At 40.9% G+C, this 13,341-nt stretch carries 14 protein-coding genes; 2 read left to right on the top strand and 12 right to left on the bottom strand.

Annotation, left to right across the window (positions count from 1 at the left end):
* Nucleotides 1–35 precede the first annotated feature (35 nt).
* The 11 genes from BSM4216_RS02175 to flaG all read right to left on the bottom strand — a co-directional run bounded on the left by BSM4216_RS02175 (nucleotide 36) and on the right by flaG (nucleotide 10,789).
* Nucleotides 36–1,127, bottom strand: a complete 1,092-nt coding sequence (locus BSM4216_RS02175) for an XdhC family protein (protein ID WP_048622572.1) — start codon at nucleotides 1,125–1,127, stop codon at nucleotides 36–38.
* Nucleotides 1,124–1,891, bottom strand: a complete 768-nt coding sequence (locus tag BSM4216_RS02170) for a helix-turn-helix transcriptional regulator (protein ID WP_048622571.1) — start codon at nucleotides 1,889–1,891, stop codon at nucleotides 1,124–1,126. Before BSM4216_RS02170 ends, BSM4216_RS02175 begins: the two co-directional genes overlap by 4 nt.
* Nucleotides 1,892–2,068: 177 nt before the next feature.
* Nucleotides 2,069–2,275 (bottom strand): hypothetical protein, encoded by a 207-nt coding sequence (locus BSM4216_RS02165; RefSeq protein ID WP_156179201.1) that lies wholly within the window; start codon nucleotides 2,273–2,275, stop codon nucleotides 2,069–2,071.
* A gap of 188 nt (nucleotides 2,276–2,463) precedes the next feature.
* A protein-coding gene (gene prfB, locus BSM4216_RS02160; protein WP_147542793.1) for a peptide chain release factor 2 occupies nucleotides 2,464–3,565 on the bottom strand; the annotation gives its coding sequence in 2 pieces (ribosomal slippage) (nucleotides 2,464–3,492 and nucleotides 3,494–3,565; 1,101 coding nt in all).
* Between the two features lie 137 nt (nucleotides 3,566–3,702).
* Nucleotides 3,703–6,216, bottom strand: a complete 2,514-nt coding sequence (secA, locus tag BSM4216_RS02155) for a preprotein translocase subunit SecA (RefSeq protein ID WP_048622569.1) — start codon at nucleotides 6,214–6,216, stop codon at nucleotides 3,703–3,705.
* A gap of 364 nt (nucleotides 6,217–6,580) precedes the next feature.
* The gene (hpf, locus tag BSM4216_RS02150; RefSeq protein ID WP_040341426.1) at nucleotides 6,581–7,132 is read right to left on the bottom strand and encodes a ribosome hibernation-promoting factor, HPF/YfiA family; all 552 of its coding nucleotides are present in this window, start codon (nucleotides 7,130–7,132) and stop codon (nucleotides 6,581–6,583) included.
* A gap of 230 nt (nucleotides 7,133–7,362) precedes the next feature.
* Nucleotides 7,363–7,749 carry a DUF8042 domain-containing protein gene (locus tag BSM4216_RS02145; protein WP_483294835.1) on the bottom strand — a complete coding sequence of 129 codons (387 nt, stop codon included), beginning with the start codon at nucleotides 7,747–7,749 and terminating at the stop codon, nucleotides 7,363–7,365.
* Nucleotides 7,750–7,767: 18 nt separating this feature from the next.
* Nucleotides 7,768–8,118 (bottom strand): flagellar protein FliT, encoded by a 351-nt coding sequence (fliT, locus tag BSM4216_RS02140; RefSeq protein ID WP_048622567.1) that lies wholly within the window; start codon nucleotides 8,116–8,118, stop codon nucleotides 7,768–7,770.
* Complete coding sequence (fliS, locus tag BSM4216_RS02135; RefSeq protein WP_048622566.1) at nucleotides 8,118–8,519, bottom strand: flagellar export chaperone FliS; 402 nt, start codon at nucleotides 8,517–8,519, stop codon at nucleotides 8,118–8,120. Before fliS ends, fliT begins: the two co-directional genes overlap by 1 nt.
* 118 nt (nucleotides 8,520–8,637) lie before the next feature.
* Nucleotides 8,638–10,422 carry a flagellar hook-associated protein 2 gene (locus BSM4216_RS02130; RefSeq protein WP_048622565.1) on the bottom strand — a complete coding sequence of 595 codons (1,785 nt, stop codon included), beginning with the start codon at nucleotides 10,420–10,422 and terminating at the stop codon, nucleotides 8,638–8,640.
* Nucleotides 10,423–10,435: 13 nt separating this feature from the next.
* Nucleotides 10,436–10,789, bottom strand: coding sequence for a flagellar protein FlaG (flaG, locus tag BSM4216_RS02125; RefSeq protein ID WP_004439705.1), 354 nt, complete (start codon nucleotides 10,787–10,789; stop codon nucleotides 10,436–10,438).
* 287 nt (nucleotides 10,790–11,076) lie between these two features.
* Between flaG and BSM4216_RS02120 the strand changes: the two genes are divergently transcribed.
* Nucleotides 11,077–11,334 (top strand): hypothetical protein, encoded by a 258-nt coding sequence (locus BSM4216_RS02120; RefSeq protein WP_176572999.1) that lies wholly within the window; start codon nucleotides 11,077–11,079, stop codon nucleotides 11,332–11,334.
* A gap of 166 nt (nucleotides 11,335–11,500) precedes the next feature.
* Here the strand turns inward: BSM4216_RS02120 and BSM4216_RS02115 are convergent, their stop codons facing one another.
* Nucleotides 11,501–12,376 (bottom strand): ADP-ribosylglycohydrolase family protein, encoded by an 876-nt coding sequence (locus tag BSM4216_RS02115; protein ID WP_082142226.1) that lies wholly within the window; start codon nucleotides 12,374–12,376, stop codon nucleotides 11,501–11,503.
* Nucleotides 12,377–12,549: 173 nt separating this feature from the next.
* On the opposite strand from BSM4216_RS02115, the gene BSM4216_RS02110 reads away from it, so the two are divergent.
* On the top strand, nucleotides 12,550–12,870 hold the full coding sequence (locus BSM4216_RS02110; protein ID WP_176573000.1) for a hypothetical protein: 321 nt from the start codon (nucleotides 12,550–12,552) through the stop codon (nucleotides 12,868–12,870).
* The last annotated feature ends 471 nt before the right edge of the window (nucleotides 12,871–13,341 follow it).

The following is a 13,341-nucleotide window of genomic DNA, read 5'->3' as shown; positions in this document are numbered from 1 at the left end:
TTTCTCTTCTTCTGTAAAATCGGCAGACGCCTCCTTCACACAGATTGCCTCATATCCGCTAATTGCGATAGCTTCTGTCCGGAGCCACCTCTATATACGATCGTAATTTCGGCCAATATGCTCAATGCGATTTCTTCCGGTGTTTTGGCCCCGATGTCCAATCCTATCGGGCTGTGAAGGAGATGGACTTTGTCATTATTCACAAGGATGTCGCTGGCCGCAATCAATTGATCCGTCCTTTTTCTCGGTCCCAACAGTCCGATATAGGCAGCATCCGAATTTAAAATCTCTTCTAAAATTTCCTTATCGTGCAGGAAGTTATGTGTCATGATAACGACATAGGAGTTTTGGTGAAGAGAAACTTTTGGTACGCTTCCGGAAGGATATAAGCAAAGATCATCCGCATCCGGAAAATGATCTTTGCTGCAATAGGATGGGCGATAATCGAGTACGGTCACCTTCCATTTCAAATTTTTCGCCATCTTGACGAGTGGTATTGCATCAGGACCTGCACCGAAAACGATTAGATGAGGAGGTGGACTTACCGATTCATAGTACACGTATAAATTTTGTTCGCCGCCTAGGTGAACCAATTCATTTTTTAAATTTTTTTTCCTTTTCTTATAATCATCTGCAATATCTTGAACAGAAATCGTTGAACCACTCTTGGTGTCAACAGGATCGATTATCCACGTTTTTCCTTGTAGTGATTCATCATTTGCTTCTACGACGGTAATGGCATGCAACGGTTTCTTTAAGGAATCTGAAAAATATCGTTCGATTAAAGCTGCCTTTTCAGGCTGCTTTGCAGGAAGATAGGGTTCTAATAAAATATTGATTTTTCCATTGCATCCAACGCCAAGCCCCCAGACAATATCTTCATCTCCGTAAAAATTATAATGAAGGACAGTCGGCTTCTCATTCTTAAGAACTTTGAAGGCATGTTCCATAATGTCGGATTCAACACATCCCCCACTTAAAATCCCCGTTAAATGCCGATCTTCTGAAATGAAACATTTGGTGCCGGCCTTTTGATAAGTCGAACCCTCCGTTGAAATAATGGTTCCTATGACACCCGAGAGCCCTTTCTTTTTGCAGCGTTCTAATTCTTTTTGGATCGCAATCATGGATTCACCCCCTGTTCTTGAAAATAAAATTGATCCCGATATTCACTTGGCGTTTTCCCTACTAATTTTTTGAAAGTGGTAGCAAAATAGCTGGGATTCGAAAATCCTGTATTATTCGCTATCACCTCAATCGGTAAACAGGAAATTCTGAGCAAACTTTTGGCTTTCTCCACTCTAACAAATGATAGATACTCAACAAACGTCATGCCAACTTCTTCTTTAAACAATCGGCTGAAATAGGATGGGCTCAAATATACTTGATCTGCTACTTGTTTTAGTGTAAGAGAATAGCCATAATTCATCTGAATAAATTGAATCGCGCTTTCAATCGGGTTTTTTAAGTCAGAAGAAAAATGACTGTTCCCTTTGATCGTTTGATGAAGCTCTTGGTTAAGTCCCAGAGGCAAAACCCGTTCTAACGCTTGATACAAATCATTTTTGGAAAGCGGTTTCAATAAATAGGCTGAAAATCCTGAATTAATAGCCTCTTGTACAAGTTCAAACATTTTTAAATGCGACACGATAATAACAGGCAAATCTGAATATAATTGTAATGCCGATCTTCCAAATTTTAATCCATCCATATCGGGCAGCGAAATATCTAAAATTAACGTGCTCGGACGGCTTTGTTTTAAAAGAACTAACCCTCTTTGAGCTGTATTGGCCTCGAAAATGGTCAGAAAACGAAATTTACTTTTCTCGATGTACTTTCTAATTTCTTTTCTCGAATGTTTGTCGTTATCGACAATTAAGACTTCAGCCAATTATTACCCTCCCTGTTCATATGATAGTTAAAATGATCGTTCAATGGTTTTAAAATTTCACTTTCTTGCTTTTGAATTTTTATACTTTGGAATTTTCTGAATAATAATACGGGAAAATTAGGAATCTGCCATTCTTTCAATAAAAATCATATAAACACTTTCAAAATACAATCTCATTTAAGAAACTCCAAAAAATTCGAAGAAAGAACTGCAGCGGCCTTCCTTTAAAATAACGGAAAAACGTTCATCGAACGACTCAATCGTTTTATGCTCAGCACGTGAGCGGAGCTGTTCATTAATGGAGATTTTCAGATTATGGCGGAGGGGACGACTTCCATCAAAATGAGAGCGCTTGTTAAGCGGATCTTGCATGGATATTTCCATTTTACTAAGAAACCATTTTCTTTTAAAGTCAAAAAAAGAAGCTGACCCTTAACAAACGTGGTTCGTTCTCTTAGAGTCAGCCCCAACTTTGTTCTGTTCCCCTTTACCCCTTCTCAATATTTACGTTATGTGGCATCAGCTCAGACATTCTCTGAAGTCTGAGTATAAAGGATCCCAGATGAAAAACATTATTTCAGCCGTGAACGGAGATAGGCATCGATAAACATATCAATTTCTCCGTCCATTACCGCTTGTACATTTCCGGTTTCTGTATTGGTACGATGGTCTTTCACCATGGAGTACGGATGAAATACATAGGAACGTATTTGGCTTCCCCAGCCAATTTCCTTTTGTTCGCCGCGGATTTCTGCCAATTCTTTTTCCTGCTCTTCCAATTTTTTTTGATATAATTTCGCTTTCAACATGTTCATCGCCCGTTCGCGGTTTTGAATTTGCGAACGTTCTGATTGGCACGTCACAACAATACCAGTCGGCAAGTGGGTAATTCTGACCGCGGAATCGGTTGTGTTGACGTGCTGTCCGCCTGCACCGCTTGAGCGATAAGTGTCGATTTTCAAATCTTCATTGCGAATTTCAATTTCAACTTCCTCATTAAATTCCGGCATCACATCGCAAGAAACAAAAGAAGTGTGGCGCCGTCCGGATGAATCAAATGGAGAAATGCGTACAAGGCGGTGGACTCCTTTTTCAGCCTTTAAGTAGCCATAAGCATTATGCCCCTTAATTAACAAGGTGACACTTTTAATGCCCGCTTCATCTCCAGGCAGATAATCGAGAGTCTCGACTTTATATCCCTTCTTTTCCGCCCATCTTGTATACATGCGAAGAAGCATGGAACCCCAGTCTTGCGACTCTGTTCCTCCAGCACCGGGATGCAGTTCCAGTATCGCATTATTTTTATCGTACGGTTCGCTTAACAACAGCTCCAATTCATAACGATTCAGCCGTTTTGTGAAGTCTTCCAGCTCTGATTCCAATTCTGCTTTCAATTCCGTATCGTTTTCTTCTTTTACAAGATCATAGGTTAAATCCAGATTTTCTTGTGTCTCTAAAAGATCTTTATACTCGTTCACAAGATCTTTTAATCCATTGGCTTCATTGATGATAGCCTGGGCTTTTTGCTGGTCGTTCCAAAAATCAGGCTGCATCATAATGTCATCCAATTCCGCAATGCGCGCTTCTTTATTTTCTAAGTCAAAGAGACCCCCTAAAATCCGCTAATCTCTTAGCTGTTTTATCCAATTCATTTCGAATTTCAAAAAGTTCCATTCCTTCTCACCTCATCGTTTAATCTCGTAGCTATTTTGTATTTTACCTTCGCCCTGATTTACCGGGCAAGAGAGAACCCCTTCTCTTATCTCATCAGGAAAGAAAAGGGGGCAAAAGAATCACTGACGGCCAAACGTTTATCCTGCCGTCTTACCATGGCAGTTTTTATATTTTTTGCCGCTTCCGCATGGACACGGGTCGTTGCGGCCGATATTGACTTTTTTGCGGAATGGCTGCCGCTTTACTTTTTCACCGTCTTCTTTCGGATTGACCGCTTGTCCTTTCGCCACTTCTTGGCGTTCCAAATTGCTGTGGATTTCCGCTTTCATAATATATTTTGCCGTTTCTTCTTCAATGGCTTCAATCATAAGCTCAAACATCTGATAACCTTCATTTTGATACTCGCGAAGCGGATCAATTTGCCCGTAAGCACGCAAATGGATGCCTTCCCTAAGCTGTTCCATAGCATCAATATGGTCAATCCATTTAGAGTCGACAGCGCGCAGAAGAATGACTTTTTCAAATTCGCGCATCTGTTCTTTCGACAAGCTTTCTTCTTTTTCATCGTAGCGTTTTTGCACTTTCGAAAAAATCAGATCCACCATCTCGTCCGGCTCTTTTCCGAGCAAGTCTTCTACTGTGACGTCTCCTTCCGGAAGAAGATTGGCATTGACATAATCGACGATTCCTTGCAAATTCCATTGTTCCTCGTCTTCTGCAGTAGAAGCATGGGATTGAACGACTCTTTCAAGAACGGAGTGAATCATATTCTCAATAATAGAACGTAAATTGTCCGATTCCAATACTTCATCGCGCTGTTTATAAATGATTTCCCGTTGTTGACGCAGGACATCATCGTACTCCAACAACCGCTTTCTGGCATCAAAGTTATTGCCTTCCACACGTTTTTGCGCAGATTCGACCGCTCTCGTGACCATTTTGCTTTGAATCGGCTGGGAATCGTCCATACCAAGACGCGACATCATATTTTTTAGATTATCTGAGCCGAAACGCCTCATTAACTCATCTTCCATCGATAAATAAAACTGGGTAACCCCCGGATCGCCTTGACGACCTGAACGTCCGCGGAGCTGATTGTCGATCCGGCGAGACTCATGGCGTTCTGTCCCGATCACGGCAAGTCCGCCTAATTCGCTTACCCCTTCGCCCAACTTAATATCGGTTCCGCGTCCGGCCATGTTCGTTGCGATGGTGACAGCCCCTTTTTCACCCGCATGGGCAATGATTTCCGCTTCACGCTGATGGTTTTTGGCGTTCAATACGTTGTGGCGGACACCTTTTTTTGTCAGCATCTTCGACAACAATTCAGATGTTTCAATGGCCACTGTCCCTACAAGCACAGGCTGCCCTGTCATATGGCGCTGATAAATATCTTCCACTACTGCGCGAAATTTTCCTTCCATCGTTGCGTAAATCAAATCAGGGCGATCTTCACGGATGACAGGCTTATTCGTAGGAATGACAATGACTCTCATATTGTATATATTTCGGAATTCTTCTTCCTCCGTTTTTGCTGTTCCTGTCATCCCTGCCAATTTCGCGTACATCCGGAAATAGTTTTGGAATGTGATCGTAGCCAACGTCATGCTTTCGTTTTGAATTTTTAATCCTTCTTTTGCCTCGATGGCTTGATGGAGCCCATCGCTGTAGCGGCGTCCTTTCATCAAACGCCCTGTAAATTGGTCGACAATGACGATTTCGCCGTCTTGAACGACGTAATCGACGTCACGGTGCATGCTTACATGAGCTTTCAAAGCTTGGCTGATATGGTGGTTTAGCGTGACGTGTTTTAAATCAAACAAGTTATCGATTCCAAAGTATTTTTCCGCTTTGTTGATGCCTTCTTCTGTCAGCAGCACGGCTTTTGTTTTTTCATCGTACGTATAATCTTCATCGCGTTTTAAAGTTTTGACAAACGCATTAGCTTGGATATAAAGCTGAGTGGATTTTTCCGCTTGACCGGAAATGATTAACGGAGTGCGGGCTTCATCGATCAAAATCGAGTCTACTTCATCGATGACAGCGTAGTAAAGAGGGCGCTGAACTTTATCTTCTTTATACAAAACCATGTTATCTCGCAAATAATCAAATCCAAATTCGTTGTTCGTTCCGTACGTGATATCTGCTTGGTAGGCTTCTTTTTTTTCCTCTTTTGACATGCTGTTTAAGTTAAGCCCTACGGTCAGTCCAAGAAATTCATAAAGCTTGCCCATTTCCGTGGCGTCGCGGGAAGCCAAATATTCGTTTACCGTCACAACGTGAACGCCTTTTCCGGCGAGAGCATTTAAATAAACCGGCATAGTGGCGGTCAACGTTTTTCCTTCCCCTGTTTTCATTTCCGCAATATTGCCTTCGTGAAGGGCAATGCCACCCATGAGCTGCACTTTGTAAGGATACAGGCCGAGAACTCGGCGCGCTCCTTCCCGTACAACGGCAAAAGCCTCTATTAATAAGTCATCTAACGATTCTCCGTTTTGATGACGCTGTTTAAATTCTTCTGTTTTGGCACGAAGTTGATCGTCAGAGAGCTTTTCCATTTCGGAACTAAGTGCGTCAATTTGGTCAGCCATCTTTTTCAGACGTTTGACCTCTCGCTTGTTGGCATCAAACAGTTTATTTAGTAATCCCATTCATTGTACTCTCCTTTATTAGCTTTCAAAACTCTCTTCTGACTAAAATATGTGGTCAACACTTGGAAAGGAAGAAATTGAACAAAATTGTTTAGCATGTAATAGACCACTTATAAACACAGATCATTGCACTTTTTCACTATTTTATAATACCACTGTCGCTATACAGAGACAACTTTTGTAAACGGCGTCCGATATGGTGGAAATAAACCTTCTTTGTGTGAATGATGAGAACATTGCCGATGTTTTTTCCAAAAACAAAGAGCCGGACTTCCTCCGAAAGCACAATGTCTATCGACAATGTACTTTAACTTTAACAAATCGGAGCAGCCCGGCCCTATCATCAGCCTCTTATGATCAATTGTTAATTCGTTTCAATTAAACCGTATTTGCCGTCTTTTCGACGGTATACAATATTGGTTGCATTTGTTTCAGCATCTGTATAAATAAAGAAGTTATGACCAAGCAGATTCATTTGTAAAATCGCTTCCTCACTGTCCATCGGCTTTAAGCTAAATTGTTTTGTCCGGACAATAGTAATGTCGTTTTCTTCTTCAGCATTTGACTGTCCGCTTTCATTGACAGTGAAAAGCTCTTTTGTACTGCCTTGTTCTCTCAGTTTTCGATTAACTTTCGTCTTATGTTTACGAATCTGACGTTCAAGCTTGTCGACAATTAAATCGATTGCTGCATACATATCTTGATTGCGTTCTTCTGCCCTGAGCACAAGATTTGGAAGAGGAATGGTAACCTCCACCTTCGCCATTTTATCTGGATAAACTTTCAAATTTACATGGACGTTTGCATCAGGAGTTTCATTAAAATAGCGTTCTAATCTTCCGATTTTTTTTTCGGCATATTCACGGATTGCCGGCGTTACTTCAATATTTTCGCCTCGAATGTTGTAGTTCATCATGCAAACTCCTCCTTTTATGCAAGAAGCTAAAAGCTATATGTATATATTTCGTTTTCTCCCCTTTCATTCCTGCCTAATCTTCGAAAAAACTGTGTCTATTTTTTGTCGAATAATTCACATTTATTGTTCTAATTCCTTCTATAGATTATGCAGTTCTCTTTCTTTTCGACAAGGAGTAGAACTTCACTTTCGATCATGAAAGAAGAAGCCTACCAGCAGGCAAGCTTCTTTTAATGGACTATATACGGTTTGAACGTGTTTTGAATTTCACGAAGCCAACGGACAAAAGCAGGGTACAATACATATTCCAAAATCCGTTCTTGTTCGGACAAAACGTTCTCATTTTTTAAAAAGTCTTTCATATGATCTTCCAAAATTTGAAAACTGACAACGGCCTCCAGAGCTTTTTGATCTTCTTTTAAAAACTCAGAAACGGTTAAATTGGCAAAATGAATTTCATGAAAAGCATGAATCACGTCTTTCAGTATTTTTTGAACGGAGTTGGAGTTTTGTCCTTGAAGAAAATGGGAAACAATCCAAACCAAACCCTCATCAATCGTTTCCAAAAGCTGAAGATAGTCTCGCAGCAACTGAAATTGATTTTCTGTCAAATTCACTTTTGGCAATCTTTCCACCTATTTTCTTCTATCATAAAACACGCCATCCGTCTGCAAAGACGCATACGGATTCAAGTACTTTCTCATGTTTTGCTTCTTGTTGTGAATTCCATGAATGCTTTGTTTAATCTCTGCTTGAATTCCCTTTAATGCTTGTTGAATCACATCATTCCATTTCATGATGGTTTGGCCAAGTTTCTCTTCCTCTGCAGTAAATGGCGGCTTAAGGCTTTTTAAGACCTGCTCCCGCTCATCGAGCAAATCAAGCAATCTCTTAATCCATTCATCTCGATCTGCCACTGCCGGCTTTGCTTGAACGTGGTGAAGCAATTGCTCTGTGATGTGAAAACAGGTCCGCATGTCTCCCATTACACTCGACCGCCTGTCCCATACTGCTGTTTCCGTTGTTCTTGAATCGCCTGCTTCCACGTATCACGCAGTTCCGTAATGAATTCCATCACCTCATCTAAAATCTCGAGATCATTTTTCACATTTGCTTCAATGAGACGGCGATTCATATAGTCATATACAGCCATTAAATTTTTGGACAGCTCTACATCCATATTTAAAGTGACCATCAATTCACGAATGATATTTTGCGCTTTTTGAATATAAGTATTTTTCTTCTCAAAATTTTTGTCTTCGATAGCTTTCTTTGCCTGAAGCAAAAATTTCAGACAGCCATTATAAAGCATTAACGTCAACTCGCCAGGCGATGCAGTAGAAACAGCGTTTTTTTCGTATGCTTGGTATGGATTATTGATTGCCATGTCCGTATCTCTCCTTTAGTAAGCTGTTAGTTTCCATCCATAGTCCGTTCTGAAATGACCGTTAAGGGACCGGAAAACCTGTTTATCAACGTGGAAATATTTTCGCCATTTTTCTTAATTAATTACCGCCGGAAAGCATTTGTGTTAAATATAAAGATTGCTGATTAGCTTGTTGAATCGCTTGTTCCATTGCAGTGAATTGATTATAATAGCGATTTTCTAAGTCATCCAAGCTGTTTTGCATATCTGTTACACGTTTATCAATATCATCCAATTGACGGCCAATCGAAAACTGCTGATTCGTCGAATACGAATTTCCGGCTTTATCCTTTAATTGACTCATTGCATTATTGACCGTATCATACAGCTGCTGAATAATGCCTCCATCCCCGCGGAAAAGATTTTCAACCGATGTCGGATCATCTTGGATCGCTTGTTTTAACTTCGCGTCGTCGATGATTAATTTTCCGCCGTCTAAAAAGTTGCTCGAAGTGGTAATGCCGATTTTGGCGATTTGGTTATAGTTTGCGGAAACGGAATCATTTTGGACCGTACTGTAAAAATTGGTGCGCATCTTGCTTAAAAGGCCCGTTAAAATCGGATCATTGCGCAAAAGACCGCTTTTTGCCTTTTCTTCCCATTGTTCCTGCTGCTTGTCCGTTAATTGCTCGCGCTGGTCATCAGTCAAAGGCGGGTAATCGCGATAACGTTCTTCCGACGTTTTCTTGCTAATCTTGTCGATCAAGTCATTATATTTATCTATAAAGTTTTTTATATTCTGATACACGGTATCACTGTCATTAGTCACGGACACGGTAACCGGACTATCAAATGTTTGTTTAAGAGTAAAGTTGACTCCATTGACAGTAAAAGTATTGGACGTCCGCTCCGTTTCTAAGCCGTTTAAAGTGAACTTCGCGTTTTTTCCTTCTTGAACGTTCACATAACTATTACTGCCACTGTCCGCTCCATTTGTTTCTAAACTAATTGCTTTGGCAAAATCTCCGGTGATTTGAAGATCCAATCCGGCGCTGTTAAAATCTCCCGTTTCCGTACGTACAACGGACATTTTCCCCGAAAAAGAATCATAGAACATGTTGACACCGACGCCGGAAGAATTCACTTTACTGATGACAGTATTCAGTGAATCGCTCCCTTGAACGAGGAAGTTTTTCTTTACTTCCCCTTTGGATGTCCAAGAATCAATAGAAAAAACGCTATATTTTTGCGTACTGTCCGTTGTAATATAATCAATTTTAATGGAGCTGTCTTTTGCTATTGTTGTTCCAAAAGTCATATTCCCATTGGAATCGATATAAACTTCATTCGAATTCAGAGTATGATTAGAGTCTGTTACAACGGTAAATGTCTGCCCATTGACAACAACGTTCCAATCCCCACTTTTGGTTAAATCAAAATTACTTTCTCCTAGTTCAAAATTGGTCCCATCTGCTGTTACAGTAATCGATTTTGTCGCCACTCCGCCCGTTTTCCAAGTTAGATTTAACGGCTGATCTTGCAGACTTTTAGTCGGATCAAAATTAGCTGCATCATTTGTAATACTATTTTTCGCCGCAATCGTTTCCGCACTGGCCAATTGTGTCACGTTGGAAATGCTGTAAGAGGTGAGTCCCGCAGCACTGGAAGCAGTCGCTGTCACTTTTGAATCGTCTGATGATGCTACTTGACGGGCACGATAATTCGTCGTCAGCTTCATTTGTGTGAGGAGACTTCTGAAATCAAGAAGGGCAGAATTCATATCACGGTAATCATCTCTCTGCCATTCGAGAATTTGTTTTTGCTGCTTTAACTTATCTAACGGCACTTTTGCCGCTGTCATCAACTGTTTCACCATGGAATCAATGTCCATGCCGCTGGCGAGTCCTGTGATTCTCGTTACCATATTTTTCACTCCCCTAAATTTTCTTATCTACTAATATACCTAAATAATTGGCCATTGCTGCATAAATATCCAACAATTTCTTTGGCGGGATTTCTTTCACCACTTCGTTCGTTTCATCGTTCACAATCTTCACATAATATTCTTTCAATTGATCATGAAACACAAATTTCAAATGCGTGTTGGATGATTTTAAAAAATGATTCATGCTCTCGACAATCTCATGAACTTGCTCTTTTGAGTGACTTAGTTGAGGGAAAGCTGGCTGTTGAGTCATCGTTGTTTGATCTTCAGCTGTCCGTTTCAGTACGTCTTGCTGCAACGTCACTGCCTGATAAATCAATTCCGAATTGGCTACTTTCTCAACCATTTTCCGAACCACTCCCCTCTGATAACTCCACATCCTATTCTTTTTATCGTCAGCGGCTGGCTTTTTTTTATCTTTCTCTCTTAAAATTCATAATTCATGCTTAAGGTAAATAATTTTGGACGAATCACCATGTCTGATATTTTTTAATTTAAGAGTCCCAAGATGAGAAAATGATGTTCTGTTCATTAAACTCTTACCTAAAATAAGTTGTTTGCCTAAAACAATATTAGAACAAACGCATAATTTAAAGTGAGCTGTTAAGCTAAGTAAAATGAGGAGGAATGAAAATGCACCCTGATGTGACAAGTGACGAAAGAATAATTGGAAGACCATTTGGGTTTGGGTTCGGAAGACCTTTCGGATTTGGGAGGCCATTCGGGTTTGGGTTTGGAAGACCATTTTTCGGTGGATTTTTAGGAGGTTTGACTTCAGCAGCTTTACTTTCTCCTTTCTTATACGGTCCAGGCTTTGGTTATGGGTACCCCTACGGATACGGAGGATACGGAGGATTCGGTTACCCGTTTGGGGGCGGCTTTGGCTGGTAATCACAGACATTGTATAAAAAAGGCCATCGGCTTCTCGACTTTTTAGAATCGCGAAGCCTTGGCTCTTTTTATTTATGAAACCATATCTTTTAAAAGAATCATAATCATACTGGAATTTTGCCCTCTCAAAAACAAAACAGTACAGATTGAGATCTCTAAAAAAGACCTATATCCGCTGTCTAACAGCGTACAGTTTTTCTGATAATAATTCTAATTCTTGCTTGACCCGCAATATCTCTGTAAACCTGCGAGGTAAACGATGAAACCCCGCTTCCAGCCCTTTCAGTCCACCGGCAATGGAAGCAATGGTATCGCTGTCCCCGCCCCTGTTAGCCGCTTCGATCACTACTTCTTCAAACGTATGGCAATTCCAAAGCCAATGCAATACCCATATCAACGTATGGACAACATAGCCATCAGGAGGACAATCCGGCTCTTTACGAAAGCAAACAGAAGAATAGGATGTATTCATTATTTCTTCTTTCAGGGACGTTTTAAGATTTTCTCCCTTTAACAAACGAAACGCTATTCTGTTATAGATCAAGCAAGCTTCTGCCGCTTCATCGGCGTAATGGGTCATCTTTGACTGCAGAAAGGTAATCTTCTCCATCATCTCTTGATCGGAATAAGCAAGCGCCACCGGGAGGCATCTCATTAAAGATCCGTTGCCGCTGCTTTTTCCTTGCTGCGCACAATGAACGTGAAACGCCGTTTGAAACCAATCCCCCTGATACTGAGAAAGAACAAGGCTTATCGTTCGGCCAACTCCCCGTGGATTCCGACGATACCATTTTAAAAACTCCTCTCCAATAGCCGGAATCGGGTTTTCCGGACTTTGGGTGATTCCGTTGGCAACGGCAATCATCATGTCCGTATCATCCGTTACCTCCCCCGGATCTAGTGTCAGCCAGCCGCCTCCGATAATCGTTTTGATTTTCCCGTACTTTTCTTGAATTTCTTCTTTATTCATACATTCGGTAGTCGCTCCGAGCGCATCGCCGACTGCCGCTCCAAACAATCCTCCTCGAATTTGGTCAAGCACTGTTAATCCCCCCATGCAACATGCCATCTATCCAATAAAATTCCCTTTATTTTTAAGTAGGTAAAACGCCTATTTCTTTTGTTTGCAAGATAATCGCCCAGCATTTCTATCCGCATTTGCATATGATTGATTGAGCTTACAAAATTATAACAAAATTCTAAGGAGGAAAAGGTATGTCTTTTATCAACAATGAAATGAATGGTTACTTGGCCGAAAATCCTTATGAGGAAAAACGAGTAGATCCCTATGGCAGCTATCCCGGAGTAGGGTATCCTTATGGTCATGGATACGGACACGGCGGATATTATCCTGGACATGGTCACTATGGACATTACGGATATCATCATGGATATGGACATCATTACCCTTATCATCATTATCATCCGCACCATCATTACGGAGGCGGATGGTACGGCGGACATGGCGGATATGGTGGATATGGCGGATACGGAGGACATGGCGGATACGGAGGACATGGCGGAGGCGGATGGTAGCAGTAGAATGAAAGATTTCAACCAAAACGTTTCAACCGTCGTTTAATAATTGGATGGCATCCAATTTGCGCGATCAGGTTATCGAGTAATCCTCGAAAGCCTGATCCGCTATCTTACTCCTTTTATTAAGAGAAACAAGGTTAAAAACGGATCGAGAGACTATCTTTTGCTTCAAAACAAGTGATAACGGCAATCCAAATTTGCCCATGAACCGTCTACTTTTAAATGTGAATCATTACATATATCTACCCAGAATACTGTGAAGATGCTCCCATTCATTTCGGTTTACTCAGAGAAACGGTTGGTTTTGTTTTAAGTTAAAGAGTCTTTTGAAGAAAAACAAATTCGTTTCTGCGTCAAAACACTCGGGTTTATAGCCAATAAATGTATTTCCGTTTTTGCAAAGGTGCTGCCATCACAAATCTGCTTTTGCCGCTCTGGAAAAACCAGAAAAGCATCAAAGAAAAATAC

The sequence above is a fragment of the Bacillus smithii genome, from assembly GCF_001050115.1.
Lineage (GTDB): Bacteria > Bacillota > Bacilli > Bacillales > DSM-4216 > Bacillus_O > Bacillus_O smithii.
Note: the sequence above shows the minus strand (reverse complement) of the source record. Positions and strands in the feature narration are given on the sequence as shown.